The sequence below is a fragment of the Paenibacillus sp. 01T442 genome (genome assembly GCF_056398345.1).
Genome location: NZ_JBFTPF010000001.1, coordinates 222363 through 242956 on the forward strand (window position 1 = coordinate 222363; position 20594 = coordinate 242956).

Below are 20594 nucleotides of genomic sequence, written 5' to 3' on the forward strand. Positions count from 1 at the left end.
GGTGAAACCAAGTGCAAATCGGGCTGGTGTCGAAAGATCAGCGATTAATAGATGAGCTAACGAATGTGGTGTATGCCAAACCGTTCGGGTGGCGAATATTTACGGGGGCGAATGATTTACAGTCTAAATCATTGGAGCAGTCGTACTCCCATGTCATCCTTTCGGATCGGGAACTCTCGTACGGGGAGCTGGAGGAGTTCCTTGAAGTCATGCAAGGGCAAGAGTCAACGACGAAAATCATTGTGATGCTTTCAAATTATCACGATGCCTCAATCAACGAGAAGTATGTGAAAATGTGCAAGCTGATGAAGTTGGATTATATCCTTCCAGGGCGCAGTACGGCTGTGATTGCGGATGAAATCCGCGCCTGGGTTGATGGGTCAAACAGGGGGCAATTGAATCAGGCGCTTTCTGGTAAATTAATTACGTTCGTTGGCTCTACACCGAATATTGGTACGACGTTGGCATCGTTTGGGGTGGCTTGTACACTCGCGATGGAGACTTCAAAGAAGGTAGGATATTTGTGTTTGAATCTCAAAAGTTCAAAGCTCCATCGGTATTTGGGGCGTGAAGAGCACCTTTTTACGTTAGATGGATTGAGGGCGGAACTGAAGGCTCAAAGCTTAACGCCAGAAAGGTTGCTCCACGTTTGTGATAAGCCGAAAGAGGCACATGGCCTACATGTTCTTTATGGCAATATGCTGCGTGAACAGGCGGAATTCTTCACGCCATCAGAAATAATTCATTTGCTGCGTGTGGCGCGAGGCGCTTTTGACATCTGCATCATCGAAGTTAGCGCGTATTGGGATAATGCAGCGACTGTAAGCGGGCTGCTGGAAGCTGATAGCAAAATTGTCGTCACGACAGGGGATATTTCACATTTTCAGGAGGATTTCTCGAGGTGGATTAGGCAGGTTGGATCTGTATTTGGCTTGCAGCCAGATGCTTTTGAGCTTATGGCCGTACAAACGGATCGGCATGCGAAGCAAAGCGAGTTCACGCTCAAAGATATTCGCAAAGAAACGCAGCTTCATTTAATTGGACATGTCAGTCGACACGGGGACGCGCTTGCGCGTTGCAACCAAGGTAAGCTGATGGAACTGTTGAGCCCGGCCCATCCCATGCATCATGAGGTGAAAGCAGTAGCGCGGAAGTTTGCTGATTTTTACAAGCTGTCTCAGAAGACGAGTGTGCGTGAGGAAACATGGTTCCAAAAGCTCATTGCCGGCAAACGCGCGGTCAGCTAAATCATGATCAGGAGGGTAAGGGAGTGAGTGGAAAAAGGTTTTCGATGATTACCTACATGCATGAACGTAGGACGGAAGAGGCTGTGTTGGGATTGGGTCGCTACCCGACAATACACACAGCTGACGCTAATGATTTGGGCGATAGAGTGGTCGAACAGACTAACGGAGTGCGTGGAAATGGCAGCGTTCAGGATCAAGCGAGCGCAGGTGAGGAAGCCTTTTTCCAGCAATGGGTGCAAGAGATTCGAAGTGAGCTGGTTGCCCTGAAAGGTAGATCAGAGACTGAAAAGCAACTGTATAACGAGACGCTAAATCGCGCAATTCTAGGCTATGAAGAGGATCGTGGCAAGCTGCTGGCCATTATTCATGATCTCGTTTCGAAAAGGAGACTTTCGGACATCCCGCCTCGGACAAGTGGGTATACGACGCTTCCTGAAGCGATTTTTGCCGAAATTATTGGCTTAAATGTCCTTGAACTCGTTCTCAAACAGAAGGAAGGATTGGAAGAGATTCAGGTTGTGGGGAGGCAGATTTTTGAAGTGCGTGGAGGAATGGCGACACCATCATCTTACGAGCTTCCATCCATCCGAGAATTAGAGCGAATTCAACAAAATTTAGTGTTATTTAACCACGATACCCTTAATCCTAGAAAGCGTTGGGCGGAGGTCGTTCTGCAGGATGGGTCACGTGTGACGATGACAGGTTTCGGATTTACGGCTGAACCCACTTTAACGATACGCTTTTATACGGTAAAAAGATTTGATCTAGCTTCGCTAGCTTCCCCAGATTTGGCCACGATGGATTCCAGCATGGAAGTGTTACTTCGTTGTTTTATCCACACGTATTTCAATTTGGTCGTCATTGGACCGACAAATTCAGGAAAAACCAATTTAATTAAGGCGCTTATTGCCGAAATGGACGATAACGAACGAATTATCACGATAGAATCCCGATTCGAGTTGAATTTAAAGCGAGATTTTCCTCATAAAAATATCGTCGAATACGAAATTGACGAGGAAGATCCGAGGCATTCGGGTTTACAGGCTTTTAAACTGGCATTGCGGCAGTCTCCAAAGCGCATCTGTCACGCAGAAATTAGGGATGAAGATGCTAATTTATATGTTCGTGCTTGTACACGTGGTCATGAGGGCAGTTTGACGACGGTCCATGTGAGTGAGCTGGAAGATGTACCGGATGCGATTACTGACATGTGTATGCTGGATGGCAGAGGGATGGATTCGAAGCGTTTGACGAAAAGGATTACGGAATTTGTGACTCATATCGGCATTGAAATGCAGGTTGTTCACGGGAAGAGAAAGATTGTGCGAATCGTCGAATATCGCTATGAAAATGAATGCGTATTCGTCACGGATTTAGCACTTTATGACAACTCGACAGGCAAATGGACATTTCCCGGGAAATTGTCGCTTCATGCATCGCGAAAAATAAGGAAGGGAGATCGTAGACAGTATTCGCTGCTCCGGGAGCACGGATTTATTGGAAATGAAGGGAAAGAAGGCGGTTTTGAACCGTGATTTTCGCCAAATATGTCTTTCTCATGTTGTTATTTGTGCTCATTTATGTCGGTTTTCGTGCTCTGTTAGAGCTGCTTATTAGACAACGCAATGCTAGGTTCAGGCTGCACTATGTAAGAAATGCCACAGTTAGCGCGAGAATATCTACTTATTTGGAGACATATAGCTGGCTATACAAGCATATGAAGGAGTTGCTGGAATCCGTCGAATCTAGACTAAGCATGCAAGCCATGCTGACGATAAGTTTAATTGGATTGTTATTCGGCTTGTTGGTTGGTGGCGTTTTTTTTCAAACCTTTAAAGGCGCACTTATTATGACGATGATTGGCGCTTCGCTGCCGTATTTGCTGCTGCGGGTGAAGTTGGTAAGCGTCCGTTTGCGAACGAGACTAGAGTTCCTTCCGGCTGTTGAGGTGTTTTTCCAGTCTTACATGATGGACCCTAATCAAAATATGAAAATTGCGCTGAAGTATTGTATAGAGGAAAATCGTATTTTGTACCCGATTAAGCCTGTTTTCGAGCAATTATATCGACATCTAATGACGCAAAGGGATACCGAGGAAAGCTTGCGCATTTTCAATCTGACGCTGGGGCACATCTGGGCGGACTATTTTACAGGAATCATGCGAGTGGCCTTGAAAGAGGGGAGCTTTGTCGGAGATAGCTTGAAGGAACTGATCACCGACATGCGGAAAGCACAGCGTTTTGATCAGATGGAAAGAAATCGACTATTGGAAATTCGCATTGCCAATTTTACACCAATCGGGTTTATGGTCTTATTCATGTGGATTAACTTCAAGGTAAATGCGGATAACGCCTATTTATATTATGTGATTGATCCTGCTGGTCGTAATATGATTTTGGATGCACTTATATTGATTTTTGTATCGTTTCTGATGGGAATCTACTTGTCTATGCGAAGAATGTGAGGAGGTGAATGCTATGGTTATGGTCAATACCCAGCTGATGATGCTGCAATACGCTTCGCGTCTGCTCTTATTTATGCTTTTTATGATCATGATTTACCAGGGGTTAAGGTACATACCAGTACGCAAGAGAAGATGGCGATCTTTACGAGTAAAAAGTGCGCTAAGAGAGTTTCAAATACCTCACTGGTTATATAAAATGCTTGGGATGAGCACGAAAGCGGTGGAGGCGAAGCGCCAATTGTTGTTGGGATGCGGAATTTGGCTGAATGCGAACCTGTATGAGGGTGCGAGAAGATTTCTTTTAGCAGGAACAATGTTGGCAGGCTGTATGGGATATGCGGCTTTCGATCGACCTTGGATCACTGTGCATATGCAGCCTGCGTATGTGTTAGTTGGAGCGGCAGTCGTATCGATTTTTCTTATATGGGATGGCAAAGTGCTTGCACAGCTCAAAGAAAAGCGATCTCAGCGCATCGTGCGGGATATTTATGCGATCAGTCGACAGCTCTTGTACTATAATGATTCGAAATTGAATTTGCATGACAAATTGTCTTTATGTGTCGGTCAGACGACATCGACTCGAGCTCATGTTCAGCTGCTGCTCAATGAATGGTATCAAGGGGCTGAAGAAGCGATTTCCCATTTTAAAAAGAGACTAGGAACGGAAGAAGCTCATAGCTTTGGCGAAACGCTGAATGCGCTCAGGTTGAATGAACATGGGGGCTATTATGAGCTGCTAAAGCAGCGCATTCAGGATTACAAAGAGAAGATGGAGTTGATTCGCGACAGCAAGAAGGAAACGGTATCGTATGTGCTGTTTGTCCTTGCAGGTCTGCCGATTCTGAATACTTTTCGGGTGTTTATGTACCCTTGGATCGCCGAAGGGCAACGATTATTTGATGCAATTAACTAACATGCGATGGGAGAGCGAGAAGATGAGAAATATTTTGGTAACGGTGATGATGTTGATTGTGGTGGCTTTATTGTTTACAACGATTATTAATGACGGATCAACAGGAATGAGACGAAATATCGGGACCCATGGGACGACAGCGAATACGAATATTACAGCACTTACACCATAGAGATGGCAGGTTATTTATGAGGTCTATTCTTGTAACAGTGCTGCTGATGATTGTTGTTATCGGCATCTATATGGATGTTGTTGGGGGAAGTACGGGAACTCGCAAGCAGGTTAGCGACAGCGGGGCTAGAATTAGTGGATCCATTGAACGGATTAATCCATGAAACAGATTTTGGTGTTTATTCTTTTTGCGTCTCTGCTCTGTTGGTTCATGTTCGCGCCAGTGTACAAGCATATCATTATCGTTCGGCAGGCGGTGCTGCAAAAGGAAGTCGATTATTTGCTCGAGGTCGGAGCGAATGGCAGCCATGGGTATATCAATGCAGCGATGATAGCCGAATCCAAGGAGCGTATGGCGGAAAGAGGTTTCTTGGTTGATGAGCTTGCTTATATGGTGGCTACCAACTCAGGTGTTGGTGGCATGGATGCAAGTGCACCAGTCTGGCGAGGAACGGGCTTGCGGTTAACGATTACGTATCCGTATCAGCGGCTTTTTGTCATTGATCAGCTGGTCGGCATTTCGGTGCCGATGGCTTCCGATCGAATGGGTGCGACGGGTATGAAAATGAGTGAATATGTGCCGTGAGAGTTGAGGGAATGGCGTGTATAAGCTGCTATTAATGGTGCTAATGAGCGTAGTGTTTATGTCGCTCTATGGGCTACAAACGGATGAAGAGTTGGCCATGCATACCGTGTTTCAGGGAAAACATGGGCTGAACAATGCGGTGCATGCGGCTGCTCAACAAAGTGATGCAGCGAAGCTTGCACAAGGAATTCATGCGATTGATGAGACGAAAGCAAGAGAGGCGGCAATGGCGTATTTGCAGGCCAATTTACGATTAGATGCGGACAATGAGCCCTTGCCGGATACGTTTTTGCAGAGCTCCGTGGTGATTGACTTATTTAAGGTTGTTAATGAGGGGGAAATATTTCCCTATACGTATCGCGATGAAGCACAGGACTATACGGTCACACTGGAACGACCTGGCGTCATTATGTTTATTCGGTTGGTTTTTCCGCGGACGTATGCGGTTTTGCAGCCGCTTACGTGGACGATTAAGTCTTCGGCGGAGATGGTGTATTGAGGTAGGGCTTTAAGTTCAAGTTCAAAGTTCAACTACAAGTTCAAGTTCAAGTTCAACATCAACTTCAACTGCAACTGCAACTTCAACTGCAACTCCAACTCCAACTACAACTTCATCTTCATCCTCATTCGCACTCGGAATCACACTCGCCCCTCTCAATTATACCCCACGCCCCCATGTCGCAGGGGGTGAACGAGAACGAAAACGAGAGATAGAGAGAGAGAGTAAGAGTAAGAGTAAGAGTAAGAGTAAGAGTGAGATCGGCTTAGCCAGCGCCGTTTAACTGGAAAACATACAGCTAATTCGAGTGAAAAAGACAAGTATTGAAGTATAGATGGAAAATGTACAGGTAATTTCCTCGTAAACACTCAATTACGCAAAGTTCGATGAAAATAGCTGGAGGAAATCCATTTATTCTGCAAATGAGCTCAAAAGTGAACAAATTAGATACAGGAAATCCAGTTATTTTCGTTGGAGTTGGTAGATGTAGCTAGTGGAAGAGTGGTGGTAGAGTACAGTTAGAGTACCGGTAGAGCGATAAAGGTTATTTGGATGTATAATGGAGGTGAGGTGTGAATCTACGGCGTATAGGAGTCGATTTCTATGACAATTTTTGAGCAAAGGCAGCAGTGGCTGCAAAATGAGATGCGTAAGCGAGGGTGGTCAGGCTTCCTGGTCACGCACAATGTTGATATATATTACTACTGCGGCTCGATGCAGACAGGATATTTGTTCATTCCGACGGAGGGCGAAGCGATCTATCTCGTCCGTCGAAGTTTGGTCCGAGCGGAGGAGGAAGCGGCAGCGGCCGTCGAAGCGCTCGGCTCTTGGAAGACGCTCGGCGAGCGGCTTCGCGCTCGCATTGGCGGTGACGCAGCGGCGGGAGATCCGCTGCGTGTGGCGACAGAGCTGGACGTATTACCCGTCCAGCTGTACATGCGCTTACAGACCGCGCTGCCCGGCGCGGTCTGGGAGGACGGCTCGCTGCTCGTGCGAGAGCAGCGCATGATCAAATCGCCGGACGAAGTCACGGCGATTCGGGAGGCAGCGCGCGTCGCGGACGGCGCGCTGGAGGCGGTCATCCCCCACATTCGTGAGGGGATGGCGGAATTTGAGCTGATGGCGCTCATCGAGCATCAGCTCAGGCTGCGCGGGCACCAAGGGCTGATGCGCATGCGCGCGTACAATTCCGAGTTAATCACCGGAATGGTCGCTACAGGCGCTTCGGCAGCGGTGCCCACCTATTTTGACGGGCCGGCCGGGGGMACGGGGCTCCACCCGTCCAGCCCGCAGAGCTCGGGCCGCGCGCTGATTCAGCGCGGCGAACCGATCCTCGTCGATATCGGCTGCACCATCGACGGGTACTTAATCGATCAGACGCGTACGCTTGTGATCGGAGATCTAGACCCTGAGCTGCAGCGAGCCTATGACGTGGCGGAGGAGGTCCTCCGCGCCACGGAAGCCAGGCTGCAGCCGGGCACCATCGCCGAGCATCTGTATCTGCTCGCGCTGGATCAAGTCCAGGAAGCAGGGCTGAGCGCCCACTTCATGGGGTACGGCGCTGACCAAGTAAAATTCCTCGGTCACGGCATCGGGCTCGAAATCGACGAGTTGCCCGTTCTCGCCAAGGGCTTCAAATACCCGCTGGCGCCCGGCATGGTCATCGCGATCGAGCCCAAGTTCACCTTCCTTGGGCGAGGTGTCGTCGGTGTAGAAGATACGTATCTGATCACCGAAGATGGATACGAGAAATTGACGGTATCCCGTGATGGGATACGGCGTTTATAAGCCGAACACAGTCCTGCGGGACTTCGCAGTGAACCCTGCTGTTCTGTTTCTTCGGAAACGGATGGCGGGGTTTTGCGCTAAGTAGGGGGTGACGAGCCGTTGTTCACCCATAGAGGTACCTCTAGCCACTATCCCCTTCGCTCAGTTGAAGCATGATTTGAAGATGGTGGATAAATTTATTTAGGCTCATGACCTATTATGGCATAGCGTTAATGTCCTTCTAAAGGCTCTTATTCTATATAAAAGTAGAAATAACGTTATGCCATCCTTCTATTTTCTTTGAAAGTACGCTAGTAATCCGAATAACGTTATGGCACAGCGCTATTTTGGGTTACACCTAGGCCCCAGAAATACCAGGCCTTACCACGAACTGCATAGGTCATATTAGGCTTAGTACCCTTTATGCAACAGGAAGTTTGGCCTTTGGAAACTTAATGAGAAGCCATGGCTTTTGTATGTCCTCCATGGGTATTTCATAAACGGATATTATGTTTGTAGATTGATTAATTTGTTCTATACTGATTGCATAGATATTAGCCAAAAGTGAGGTTGTCGGACAAGATGAATCTTAAAAAGTTTCGTTATTTGCACATAGCGGATGATATTCGCTCACAGATCCATGCAGGGTATTTGAATCCGGGAGATTATTTAAGCTCTGAGAAAGACTTGTGTGTGAAATATGATTCAAGCCGCAATACGCTCAGACAAGCCCTGGATACACTTTTGAAGGAAGGGCTTCTGATCAAAATGGTAGGAAAGGGGACGATGATTGCCGATCGTCCTGATCATGTAGAGAATGATAACCAGTCCCTCTTGGTGATGTGCCCCCATTCCTCCAAGTTTGCCGATCAAGCGCTGCATAGGCTGATCAAAGCGTTCACGGAAGCGTATCCTCGCGTAACGGTAAATGTATTTCGTACGGATGAGATGAATCGAATGGATGTGAAAAAATGGCTGGAGCTTGGGATACAACCAGATCTGTTTCTTATCTGGGATCGAGATTATCATGAGGCAGACCTGAGTGACTATTTGCCTCTTGCAGAAGTCACGACGAAACAGACGACAGACTATGGCCGATTATACGAAGCATTCGCTACAGACGGAGTACCGTATGCGATTCCGGTAACACTTTCACCCGTATTTTTGACCTGCAACCGCCAAGTGTTTCAGGAGCAAGGTCTTGCGCTGCCGACCCATGCATGGACGTTGGATGAATTCACGGAGGTCGCCAGATCGTTAAATAAGGATTGCAACGGAGACGGCATCATAGATCGATACGGGTTCGGCATGTCAGACTCTTGGAGCAGATGGCCTGTGCTGGCATTTGCCAATGGCTTTCGATTCGAGCGAACGTCTGACGGAAGACTGTCTGAACGTGGTCTGGTCAGTTCACTTAGATTGCTGCAGCGTATGCTATACCGGGACGGAATTGCACCCATTGCTGCAATTGACGATTCCTCATTTATTAATGACATGTTCGAGAAGGGGAAGATCGGGATGCAGCTTTCTACCATCTTCACAACACCCATTTTTAAACAAAGGGATCGGTATCATGTTGCTCCGCTTCCTTCTAGCACTGAACATCCGGGGGAGCAAGGGGCAAAGCTGCTGATTGCCAATGCTTTTATGATCTCGAAGTATAGCAAGAATGCGGCAATGGCCAAACATTTCATTCAATTTGCAGTATCCCGGGATTTTCAGGAAAGGATGGTAGAGGAGACKGGTTTCCTTTCCACGTGGGATGAGCTTAATCAAAAAATACTTTCGAACGAGGAGGCAGCAGCCTTTAGTGTCAGTGAAAAAGGCATACAGGATTCACTCTTCCTGTCCCAAATGCTGCCTTCGAGCAGAGCATTTTCTGTGATCAGCCACAAGTTGAGAGCGTTCTGGGCAGGGATGCAAACGCCTGAAGAGGCAGCCCAAGTCATTCAAGATATTTTTCTGCAGGAAAGTGAAATCTGAACATCGACATTGACGGACTAATTATAATCGCTTAGTATTGGTATAGGTACCAAACCTATACCATTTTTGCGTTCAATGGAAACAGGTTGGAGGAATATGTTTCTATTTATACCATGCCTGTCGTCAAGTTAAAGGAGGATGGATGAAGATGAACTGGTTTAGAATTCGAAAAGCACTTATGTATTTCTTGTGTATGTGTATCGTGATGCCCGCGGGTTTCACAGGCAAGTCAGTGTCTGAAGCGGCGGTTAGTCCCACCTTACAGTCTTCTGCATTGGTCAACTCAGGATTTGAGCTTCCGGTTACGGATGGGAATATCCCTGGGTGGACTAAAACTGCGGGAACAGTTGGAAGCGTTGCCATTACAGATACTTACTATCGCAGCGGAGCCAACAGCTTGAAGATTTTTGATAACGATGCCGGCAGCTTTACTGTGGAAAGCGATAAAGTAGAAGTAACGGCAGGTAGTGAGTACTTGGCTTATGCTTGGTGGTATTTGGAGGGAAGTCCAAACGCAAATGCGCAAATGCAAATTAAATTTTATGACAGTGACAACAATCTTGTGCCAAATAGTAATGTGGTGAATAGTCAGACCTTCTCGGCTGGAAGCCCTAATTTATGGCAGCACTTTAGTATAAAGGCGACAGCTCCGCCAACGGCAAGCACAGCTGCGATCGTTCTGGTTACAGGAGCTGCGAGCATTGGGAATGTCTACATAGATGATGTATCTTTGGAACGCGTTATCCCTGTCGTAACGAATCCGCTCACTAATGCTGGCTTGGAGCAGCCGGTTACAGGTGAAGTCATCCCTGGGTGGACACCTATGTTTGGGGGAGCAGGGAAGAGCGGATCTCTCACCGTGGATAAGTCAAAGTATTATTCTGGCACATCGAGCTTAAGACTTGATGATCAGGACACTACGGTTATGTTTGGATCCATCAGCGATAAAATCCCTGTTACCCCAAATGCCAATTATGCGGCTTCCGCGATGGTGCTTGCAACAGGCGGGTCTGTCCAAATTCAATTGAGGTATTATAACAGTGCTGGTGCAGCAACTACCCCGCCGCCTACAGCAGTCTATGAACAGACGGTTCACCCTGCAGGATGGCAGCAAATTACAGTCGCCTCAGCTGCGCCTGGCAATGCTGCATTTGCAGCTATCTTTATATCATCATCGGCGAAATTAAGCGCTAAAGGAACAAGCTACTGGGATGATTTCAAGATCGAGGAATTGAAGCAACCAACAGCAGCGGTAGGGCCGGACCTCGGTACGTTCTCCACACTTCAGAATGCTGGCTTCGAGCTGCCTCTTTCTGACGGATTCATTCAACATTGGAGGAGCTTGCAAGACATGCAAGGCATCACCCTGGATTCGAATAAGAAGCTTGAAGGTACCCAAAGCCTGAAGCTTGATAATCCTTCGAACCAGCCGCTCGGGGTTATGAGCAATTACGTAACGGTGAATGCCGGAAGGAATCAGAGCGTTTCCGCTATGGTTTACGGAACAGGTACGGCGTCCGCCGAGATTCAGATGAATTTCTTCGATCAAGCTAATCGTTTGCTCGATCAAGCGAATCAAACGTTGACGCCTACCGCTGGAAGCTGGTCTAAGCTATCCGTGACCAAAGCCCCTCCGGCTAATACGGTAACGGCAGCAGTGTACGTAATGAACGTAGGCCAAGGCACGTTATATGTCGATCAAGTGGAATGGACGGAAGAGGTTCCGCCTTCACCCCCCTCTCCAAAGTATTTCCTGTTGAACGGAGGCTTTGAAGCTCCAGCAACAGACAGCAATATTCCTGGATGGAAATTCAAAGCGGGGAATCCATCTATGAATAACGTACAACACAAAGAAGGAMAGAATAGTCTTTATGTGGGTTATGCGGCCAACTCCGGTTTAGGAATCAACATGGAAAGTGAGCTAATGGATGTGCAGGCAGGTGCGACCTATCGTTTGGGCGCTCAAGTCCTTTTGCAATCAGGGAATATGCAGGGATTGTATGTATATGTATACGATGATGATGGCAAGTTGATAAAGAGTGCCAACAATACGGACTTTCACGCCTATTTGAGCGATACCTCCTTATCCGAGGATTGGGTCTATAGGGAAGGATTGTTTACTGTGCAGCCTGGAGGAACTAAGCTTAAGGTGTCTCTAATTACTTCCAAAACGAAGTCTTATAGCTACTATTTGGACGATATCAGTATAACCAAAGTCGTTGCTAATGGAGATTTCGAGGAGGCCGTCGCTGATAATACGATAACAGGATGGGGCAAATATGCGCCTGGAACAGATGGCAGCACCTTCGGAATTACGGGCGAGCTTTTCAAGACAGGAGCCAAAAGCTTGTATCTGCAAAATGAGCCAGGAAAGTTTCTAAATGTCATCAGCGAATTGATTGAGGTGGAGCCGGGTGGGATTTACACCGCATTAGCCGATACTTATATTGAATACGGTTCTGCGGATATGTATGTACGCTACTTTGACAAAGACAAGAAATATTTGAGCAAGCAAGCCTGGAGCATTAAATCGGATCCGACGAACGCATGGTTCACCAATTCGGTTAAAGTGGAAGTTCCGGATGAAGCGGTTTATGCCGCGGTCATGTTCGCAGGAAGCGCCAACAAAACCTATAAATATTATGTGGATAATGTAAGGCTGTTGAAAGGGACTCATACCGTTGCGGCGAGTATTCCTCAGAATTCCATTGTGAAGGTTGCTGAGGATGTAGGTRTGCAGATTCGCAACGTTACCCTTATGAGAGGGGATATCGGGAAGGATGCTAACGGGCGTAGTGTCATTTATTCAGTAGCCGTAGGATCACCTGGGATTTTTACGGTTATAGACGTCGAAACTGAGCAAGTAGTCAAAAGCATGCCTATGCCGGATGTGACGGGGGCTTGGTCGGTTACAGTAGCTGATGACGGAACCGTTTATTTGGGCGGATACAACCAGGGGCTGCTCTATCGCTATTTCCCGCAGACCAGCGAGCTAAAAAACCTAGGTCATCCATTACCGACCAAGGATTCTGTGCTATACCCGATGGCAAATGGAAAAGACGGTAAGATGTATGGAAGCACTTATCCAACAGCGAATTTGTATGAATACGATCCGGTAACGAATTCATTTGCCGATTTCGGAACGCTGTCAGCCCAGAACAGCGGTGAGCGCTGGACTCGTGTTGTTGTCTATGATCCGGATACACATAAAGTGTATGCTGGAGTGGGAAATCAGGCTCGTTTGGTGGAATATGATATTGCGACAGGGGTGAAGAAGAATATTCTTCCGAGCAAATACAGCAATATTATTTCTGTTTACGATCTCAACCTTGCGGGCGGCAAGCTCTTCGCCAAGAAAGAAGCCAACAATGCGAATGAAATGTTCGTCCTGAATGCGGCAACCGGAGCCCAAATTGAAATCACAAATGCCGACACTGGCGAGAAGAGCTTCGATGTGCCGATGTTCTCGAGAGGTGTTTCACCCAAGTCGCCTATTGCCAACAAAGTGTATTACGCAGCAGCTGCTGGAGCTTTGTATGCGTACGATCTTAACACGGATACCATTCAGTCCTTGGGAGCCAACATCGATGGCGCCGCAATTGGATATGATTTTGTTCAACTTCAGGAGGAGGGCTTTCCAGGGTACAGCCTGGTTGGTTTGACTGGAAATGGCGGCAAAATGTACAAATACAATCTGCAGACGGGTAAAGTTAAAATTACCGAAATCCAAATTCCTGCAGAGCCMGTTAACATTCATGATATTGAGAAAGGACCAGACGGGAAAATTTATACATCGGGCTATTTGGCAGGCAATGTCGGTGTGCATTCTCCTTCAACTGGTCAATCGATGTATCTGAATGGCTTGGGTCAGCAAGAGGGGATTACTGTAATTGGGAACAAAATATATTACGGGCTCTACCCGGATGCCAAAATTTATGAATATGATCTTTCCAAGCCTTGGAATCGTACGAATTCAGATAAGCTGAACCCTGTTGTTATTTTCGATCTTAAGGCAAATCCAGATATACCGGGGTATACGCTTCAAGATCGGCCATTCGGAATGGCGGGTTCAGAGGACATGAATAAGCTGTTTGTGGGTACGGTTCCAAAGAACGGTCTATTGGGCGGCGCTCTGGCTGTCTATGACTTGAGTACAAGAGGCAAACCGGATGTGTATTGGAATCTGGTGCCGGATCAAAGTATTATTTCGCTCATCTATAAGGATGGTAAATTGTATGGCGGTACTTCCATTCATGGAGGTCAAGGAGGCACGCCAACAGCGAGTGAAGCCGTGCTTTTCGTCTGGGATGTAGCAAGTAAACAGCTTGAGCACCAAGTTGTTCCAGTGGCTGGCAAGCAGGCCATTACAGCTCTTCACATCGGACCAGACGGAAATATATGGGGATTGGCTAATGGGGCCCTGTTCGTCTACGATCCCGTTAAGAAGCAAGTCACCTACAGTAAGAATGAGTTCCCTGATGCAAGTGGCCGCTGGATCGACGGATCAATGGAGACAGGGACAGATGGGAATGTATATGCAACTGTGGGGGGAAGATTCTTCAAGGTAGACGCTGCTACCAAAGCGGTGACTGTGCTGGCGACACAAGTCAGGAAGCTCGCCCAAGACGATTTCGGAAGCTTCTATTTATACACCGAGCCAGAAGGACCGAACCTTTATAAGATCAGCATTCCTGAATTGCTTGTTAAATTGACAGGTGCTGAATTGACCATACCCACAAGCAATTTTAAAGTTGGCGATATCATCCCAGTCAGCTTGATGGGAATTCTTGAAAAAGGCAGAACCACGAAGGAGCTATCGGGAGCAACAATTTCGTATGCCATCAGCGATCCTAGTGCAGTAGCTGTTGAAGGGGGCAAGCTCATAGCCAAGCATGCGGGCAGCGTCAAGATTACTGCTCATATAACGCTTGCTGATCGCAGCGTGCAGAGTGATGAGATTACCGTCATGGTGCAATCGAACAATTCTGGCAGCGGCGAGGGAGGAAACGGAAACAACGGAAATAACGGAAACAACGGAAATAACGGAAATAACGGAAATAACGGAAACACTTCAGCGATCATCGTAACGCCGCAAGCTTTCCAAGAGGCGATGCAACAGGCTGTTGCTTCCGGGCAGAAGAGGGTATCCTTCCAGATTCCTGATTCTGTTACGGCTTCTCAAGTTTCGCTGCAGCTTCCTCCAGATGCACTAAAGCAAATAAGAGAGAATGGCGTTTCAGCCGTCCAAATTGTCAGCGCGATTGCGAAAATCTCTATACCGCTGGCAGCATTGGGTGATCAAAGTGCTCCAATTGCGATCCATATGTCAAAGGTTGATGTCAAGGGGCTAAGCCCAGAGGCTGCTCAGGCCGTAGGCGATTCTCCCGTCTATGATTTCACAATTACGGCAGGCGAGCGCAATATATCTGCCTTCGCAGACAACCAATTTGTTGAAGTTACAGTACCATACACGCTCCAACGAGGAGAAGGTGCTAATAAAGTGGTCATGTTTTACTTGAATGAACAAAGTCAACTCGAGGTTATGAAGTTTTCCTCGTATGACGAGAAGACGGGTCAATTAATTTTTAGAACGAATCATTTGAGTAAGTATGCGGCCAAAGAAGCATCCTTTACGTTCCAGGATGTAGAGGACTCCCGCTGGTCCAAGCGGCACATAGATTCACTGGCTGCCAGAGGGATTATTAAAGGGAGAAATGAAGCTCAATTCGCTCCAGACGCTCCGATTACCAGGGCTGAATTCATCAAGCTCGTCATGGAAACCTTCGATTTGATCGATGCTAAGGCGGAAGCCAGATTTAGTGACACGACCCAAGGAGAATGGTACTATCAAGCGGTAGCGAGTGCTCAGAAGCTCGGGATCATATCGGGTGTGGACGATCTTCACTTTGGTACACAGGAATTTATTACTCGCCAGGATATGGCGGTTATTCTTCAGCGGGCAGTTGCGGTTGCTCAAGTGAAGATTGCTCCGGTTAAAGTTCCATTCCTCTATAGCGATGCTTCAAGCATCGAGGATTATGCTAGGGAGAGCGTGAACATGTTGCAGCAAGCAGGAATCTTGGAAGGTATGGACAACGGTGTGTTTGCTCCTCAGGGAATAGCTACAAGAGAACAAGCAGCCAAATTGTTAGATTTACTGTTTAGTAAAATGATGTAAAGAAAGCATTTTGATTTTATAGCAAATAACCGCCCGTTTCAGGGTGGTTATTTGCTGTCAATGATCGTAGGCCACAATATAGAAGTGGATTGACACATTCGATGTATACATGTAAAATACAAGTATACAAATAACTTCTTGCAAGTATAGAATGTTTCGATGTAAGCGCCTACCATTTGGAATTTTTATGATGCAAGTACGAAAGAAGGGGGCATAACATCTTATGAACCATCTCCATTTGTCTAGACCCATATTACTAGAGATTGGAGAAATAAGCCATCTGGCCCTGTTTGAGATCGATGATGAAGGAGCTGCTAAGGCGATAAACGAGTCTGAGTGGCTCATTGAATCCAGTGATCCTTCGGTCATATCGATAAACGGTCTGAGGCTGACCGGAAAGCAAATCGGAGAAGCGCAGATTTGTGTGAAATCAACGAAGATTGAATCCGACGCAGACCGAACCTGGATGATCCGGGTTATTGCTCCAGCTGTCCCCGCATACAAGCTGAGTCTCATGGAGCGGCCGTACATTTTATTTTCTGCTGATGAGCTTAAAGACTTTAAGGAACGTGTAAGTTATGAAGATCAAGAGGGAATTGCATATTCTTCTTTGTGGGAGGCGCTGCTGCAGCAAGCTGATGCATATGAGCGGGAGCAGCAATTTCAAGTGAGTTATCCTTCGGTCTCCGACGTTATGATGGTGCCGTTGCCGTTAGTTGAGCCCAAAACGATACCGAATCCAGCGGGTTATGTGGATTATCCTTATTGGACTATGTTTTCTAGAGCGGTTGAGGAGAGAATGTATGCGCTATCAATTGCTTTTCTGGTTACGGGTGAGTCGCGTTATGCGAAGAAGGCTAAAATGTACTTGGTCGCTTTAGCAGGTTTTAGCAAGTGGTATGAATTTGATCACCGTGGAGCGGAAGGGAACTTAAGCAATGCTCATTTTATGATTGGTGCTGCCATTGCCTACGATGCGATACATGGAACTCTCACCGAGGATGAGCGGCAATCCCTTAGTGAAACGCTGCTGTCTAGGGGACTTCAGCCCTTGGCAATTGATATCGACAACACGGATATGCATAATATTATTGCAGCTAAGCAGGTAGCTATGATGTATGGTGCTGCAGCGCTGCAAGGTGATTCTCCTTATGCTGCTAAATACATGAATCAAGCCTTCAACTATCTGGTCTCCTTTCAGGATAAGAAGCTGCTATCAAGTGAGACAGAGGGGATTCTGTACGATAATGTCGCCGCACGGCATATTTGGATGGCTGCGGATTTATACCGCCGTGTGACTGGGGATGCGATATTGTGCAATCATCCTTATGTGAAGGATGAGCTTCCTGAACGGTTTTTCCGTTTTCTGTCTCCCGGTGGAATGAATACATTTCCCAATTTCTCCGATTCCTTCTATAAGCTGGACTTGTCCTATATGATGTCCATGGTTGCGTCGCATCATCTTCACCCGGTTGCGATGTGGTATATAAAGCAATTCGAAGCTGATCGGCCGGTTGTGCTTATGAATTTGCGGCAGCAGCTGCAGGCTGTTGCTCCGGATGTATTTTACAGAGAGCAGGTATCTCGGACTTTCCAAKGGATTGGATGGGCTTCGCTTCGCACAGGCTGGGGGGAACAAGATCACCTGTTATGCTTTACGTCTAGCCAATCAGACAATGGCCATAATCATAAAGACCAGAATAATATGATGCTCAATGTAGCTGGAGAGTGGCTGCTGACTAATCCGGGGTATCAGGATTACGTACCCGGTCCAGGAGCGGATTATACAACAGGGACAGTTGGACATAATTCGTTGCTGGTAAACGGTCAAGGACAACCACGCTATGGTGGTGGGAAATTGACGGAGTCTTGGATCGCTTCTGGCTATGAAGTCGTACAGGGCAATGCGTCAGAAAGCTATGGAGGGTTGCTGGAATCCTATGTACGTACTATTTTCCATTTGGACAGATCGTATTATGTTATTTGGGATGAAGTGATGATGAACCAAGAGGAAGACCATCCCGAACTGTTATTTCATACGAAGTCGAGTATTTACGAAGATGCGACGAAGCTAATGCCAGGCGACTCTGTACAGGGCGATGAAGTTATCCTGCAGGGCGAGAAAGCTTCGCTCCAGATGAAATTCCTTTTCCCAGAGGCGCCAACCATTCAAATAACGGAATATCCGGGGGCAGAGTCTTATGGTCCTTATCTGAACGTGTCCAGCGATTCGAATGGCACAAGGAAGTGCTTCGTGACACTTCTGAAGCCTTCCACTTGTGGTGAGCGTTTGCAGATTGCGGAGTGTGTAAAACTTACAGAAGATGGCAAGCTCGGTTTAACTTTTGAAAAGGAAGCGGGGGCTAGAGATATTCTGCTGCTCAATAGCTTCTTGCAGGATGGAAATGATGCGGGGATTCACTATGCGAGCTGTAACATGCAGGGGCGAACAGCTTGGCTTTCTTACTGTATGGGTAAGGATCAAGCGCCATATCTAGCGAAAATAGCAGCATGGCAAGTTACAGAGCTAGACGTTGGCCCGAGCTTACGCTTTCATTCTGAGCGCCCAGTGAATATAGTGGTCGATTGCAGGGAGAGCGCCTGGATCATACAGAATGACAATGAAGGTTCCGTCATTCTTTTCATCAAGACGTTAGGTCTTGATGGGAAAGAGTGGACGATTCCTACAGGTGAGCACCGGATTGCATGGCCATTTGAAGATAAAGAGAGGTGAGTCCCTGAATTGAATACTGCATCGAACAATCATACGAATCATACCAAAGGCGGCATTGGATTGCAGCGTAGTAAGTGGAGGCGCATTCAAGCCAGACTATGGAAAGATCGCTATATCTACCTGCTTCTTTCACCAGGTTTACTTTATTTTATCGTATACCGCTATGTTCCTATGCTCGGTATTTCGATTGCTTTTAAAGATTACAGCCCCTTCTTAGGGATTAAAGACAGTCCGTGGGTAGGTTTTGCGAATTTTGCCCGTATCTTTGAAAGCCTGGAGGTCGTGCGCGTTCTTTGGAATACGATCGTGATCTCGCTCCTGCAAATTATTTTTGCCTTTCCAGCACCTATTATGCTGGCCGTCATGCTTCATGAAGTGTCTCGCTCAGCCGTCAAACGTATCATTCAATCAATCATTTATTTGCCCCATTTCTTATCATGGGTAGTCGTGGTCGGAATCGTTACGATTTTCTTCCGTAATGATGGACTGGTAAATGATTTTATGATCCAAGTCATGGGTGCTGAACAGACTATACCCTTCCTGACGAATCCAGATAATTTCAGGCTATTTCTGGTCTTGGAAGTTATCTGGAAAGAGGCGGGCTGGGGGACGATCATTTTCTTGGCTGCTCTAGCGGGTGTGAATCCTTCTCTGTACGAAGCTGCCGTTATGGATGGTGCCAGCCGACTTCGCCAAATATGGCATATTACACTTCCGGCGATTCGGAGTACGATTATCATTCTGTTAATAATTCGGTTGGGCGATGTGCTGGAGGTTGGCTTTGAGCAAGTGTTCCTGCAATTGAATCCATTCAATATGGAGATAGGGAACACTCTGGACACCTTCGTATACTACAAGGGGATCCAACAGTCGGACTACAGTTTATCCACGGCAGTGGGTGTGTTTAAAGGACTAGTCGGCCTTGTACTAGTTGTGGGAGCCAATCGGATGGCCAAAAAGTTCGGAGAAGAAGGAGTGTACTGACACGAATTCGTGCTTAATTGGATCAAAAAAGCTTTCCTACGGAAAGCGCAGCCCATGCCTACGAAGAAAGCTTTCCTACGGAAAGCTCTGAGGAGTGAACACCTTATGAATGTTTTAAAACGCAAATCAATTTTCGATCGAATGTTTGATACCGTCAATATTACGATCTTAATCGTGATTTCCTGTGTGATGATTTTCCCTTTTCTCTATTTGTTTTCGGTATCCTTCTCTTCCTACGAGGATTTTCTAGGCAGCAAGCTGCTGTTATGGCCGTCCACTTGGACGACAGATGCTTATGTATATATCCTGGAGTCCAGAGCTTTTCGTCAAGCACTCTTGAATACGATTCTAGTGACCTTGTTTGGAACGATAGTCAATCTCATGTTTACAGCGACGATGGCGTATGCACTCTCACGGCCCATTATCGGTCAACGCACTTTCATGATCATGGTGGTCTTCACATTGCTCTTCTCTGCAGGAATGATTCCTACGTACCTAGTTGTGAAAGGGACGGGGCTGTTGGATTCCATGTGGTCGTTGATTCTCCCTGTTGCGATTACGCCTTTTAATCTTATTGTGATGAGGCAGTTTTTTATTGGCATACCCGAGGACCTGAAGGAAGCTGGCGTTATTGACGGAGCTAATGATCTCCAAGTATTCAATCGTATTATTCTTCCGTTATCGAAGCCCTCGCTGGCTGCATTCAGCTTGTTCTATGCAGTTACGCATTGGAATAATTATTTTGCTCCAATTCTTTATATCAATGATTCAGATAAGTGGACGATTCAGGTTGTTTTGCGACAAATCGTAGTTATGGGAGAGGCTACGGCTACCCTGTCAGACTCATTTGTTGAGAATCCTCCCCCGCCAGAGACGATTCAGATGGCTGCTATTTTGCTTGCCACCTTGCCGATTCTGCTTGTCTATCCGTTCCTGCAGAAATACTTTGCCAAAGGCGTTATGCTTGGCGCGGTGAAGGGCTGATATCCTATGATCCGTTTCCTGCGGATAAGTGTCCCTCCGATGGTTTTACTAGCTTCATCCAATAATTTTATGAAAAATGGGGGT

The 20594-nt window shown here is 46.9% G+C and carries 15 protein-coding genes; 14 read left to right on the forward strand and 1 reads right to left on the reverse strand.

Features of this window, described 5'->3' with window-relative positions; genetic code table 11:
• Positions 1-11: 11 nt before the first annotated feature.
• From AC1DLM_RS00995 to AC1DLM_RS01030, 8 genes are read left to right on the forward strand one after another with little or no spacing between them, the layout of a single operon-like run.
• Complete coding sequence (locus AC1DLM_RS00995; protein ID WP_477568795.1) at positions 12-1247, forward strand: CpaE/TadZ family protein; 1236 nt, start codon at positions 12-14, stop codon at positions 1245-1247.
• A gap of 23 nt (positions 1248-1270) precedes the next feature.
• Positions 1271-2782 (forward strand): ATPase, T2SS/T4P/T4SS family, encoded by a 1512-nt coding sequence (locus AC1DLM_RS01000; RefSeq protein ID WP_477568796.1) that lies wholly within the window; start codon positions 1271-1273, stop codon positions 2780-2782.
• Complete coding sequence (locus tag AC1DLM_RS01005; protein ID WP_477568797.1) at positions 2779-3711, forward strand: hypothetical protein; 933 nt, start codon at positions 2779-2781, stop codon at positions 3709-3711. The genes AC1DLM_RS01000 and AC1DLM_RS01005 overlap by 4 nt, the downstream gene beginning before the upstream one ends.
• A 13-nt stretch (positions 3712-3724) precedes the next feature.
• Positions 3725-4624 carry a hypothetical protein gene (locus AC1DLM_RS01010; RefSeq protein ID WP_477568798.1) on the forward strand — a complete coding sequence of 300 codons (900 nt, stop codon included), beginning with the start codon at positions 3725-3727 and terminating at the stop codon, positions 4622-4624.
• Positions 4625-4646: 22 nt separating this feature from the next.
• Positions 4647-4796 (forward strand): hypothetical protein, encoded by a 150-nt coding sequence (locus AC1DLM_RS01015; protein WP_171628621.1) that lies wholly within the window; start codon positions 4647-4649, stop codon positions 4794-4796.
• Between the two features lie 16 nt (positions 4797-4812).
• Positions 4813-4959, forward strand: a complete 147-nt coding sequence (locus tag AC1DLM_RS01020) for a hypothetical protein (RefSeq protein ID WP_171628622.1) — start codon at positions 4813-4815, stop codon at positions 4957-4959.
• Positions 4956-5381, forward strand: a complete 426-nt coding sequence (locus AC1DLM_RS01025; protein WP_441987648.1) for a hypothetical protein — start codon at positions 4956-4958, stop codon at positions 5379-5381. The genes AC1DLM_RS01020 and AC1DLM_RS01025 overlap by 4 nt, the downstream gene beginning before the upstream one ends.
• 16 nt (positions 5382-5397) lie before the next feature.
• Entirely contained in the window at positions 5398-5880 is a 483-nt protein-coding gene (locus AC1DLM_RS01030; protein ID WP_477568799.1) for a hypothetical protein, read from the forward strand.
• Positions 5881-5901: 21 nt separating this feature from the next.
• On the opposite strand, the gene AC1DLM_RS01035 is transcribed toward AC1DLM_RS01030, so the two are convergent.
• Entirely contained in the window at positions 5902-6024 is a 123-nt protein-coding gene (locus AC1DLM_RS01035) for a hypothetical protein (protein WP_477568800.1), read from the reverse strand.
• A gap of 459 nt (positions 6025-6483) precedes the next feature.
• On the opposite strand from AC1DLM_RS01035, the gene AC1DLM_RS01040 reads away from it, so the two are divergent.
• The 6 genes from AC1DLM_RS01040 (at position 6484) to AC1DLM_RS01065 (ending at position 20510) form a co-directional block, all read left to right on the forward strand.
• The gene (locus tag AC1DLM_RS01040; protein WP_441987651.1) at positions 6484-7668 is read left to right on the forward strand and encodes a M24 family metallopeptidase; all 1185 of its coding nucleotides are present in this window, start codon (positions 6484-6486) and stop codon (positions 7666-7668) included.
• 561 nt (positions 7669-8229) lie between these two features.
• Positions 8230-9630 carry an ABC transporter substrate-binding protein gene (locus AC1DLM_RS01045; protein WP_441987652.1) on the forward strand — a complete coding sequence of 467 codons (1401 nt, stop codon included), beginning with the start codon at positions 8230-8232 and terminating at the stop codon, positions 9628-9630.
• Positions 9631-9778: 148 nt separating this feature from the next.
• Positions 9779-15808 carry an S-layer homology domain-containing protein gene (locus AC1DLM_RS01050; RefSeq protein ID WP_477568801.1) on the forward strand — a complete coding sequence of 2010 codons (6030 nt, stop codon included), beginning with the start codon at positions 9779-9781 and terminating at the stop codon, positions 15806-15808.
• A 223-nt stretch (positions 15809-16031) separates the two neighbouring features.
• Positions 16032-18542, forward strand: a complete 2511-nt coding sequence (locus tag AC1DLM_RS01055; protein WP_477568802.1) for a heparinase II/III domain-containing protein — start codon at positions 16032-16034, stop codon at positions 18540-18542.
• Between the two features lie 54 nt (positions 18543-18596).
• Entirely contained in the window at positions 18597-19526 is a 930-nt protein-coding gene (locus AC1DLM_RS01060; RefSeq protein ID WP_441987840.1) for an ABC transporter permease, read from the forward strand.
• A gap of 105 nt (positions 19527-19631) precedes the next feature.
• Entirely contained in the window at positions 19632-20510 is an 879-nt protein-coding gene (locus tag AC1DLM_RS01065) for a carbohydrate ABC transporter permease (protein ID WP_477568803.1), read from the forward strand.
• Positions 20511-20594: the final 84 nt, after the last annotated feature.

Bases quoted from the DNA above. Each gene is read 5' to 3' on its own strand.
- AC1DLM_RS01025 (WP_441987648.1), top strand. From the start codon at position 4,956: ATGAAACAGATTTTGGTGTTTATTCTTTTTGCGTCTCTGCTCTGTTGG.
- AC1DLM_RS01010 (WP_477568798.1), top strand. From the start codon at position 3,725: ATGGTTATGGTCAATACCCAGCTGATGATGCTGCAATACGCTTCGCGT.
- AC1DLM_RS01015 (WP_171628621.1), top strand. From the start codon at position 4,647: ATGAGAAATATTTTGGTAACGGTGATGATGTTGATTGTGGTGGCTTTA.
- AC1DLM_RS01020 (WP_171628622.1), top strand. From the start codon at position 4,813: ATGAGGTCTATTCTTGTAACAGTGCTGCTGATGATTGTTGTTATCGGC.
- AC1DLM_RS01065 (WP_477568803.1), top strand. From the start codon at position 19,632: ATGAATGTTTTAAAACGCAAATCAATTTTCGATCGAATGTTTGATACC.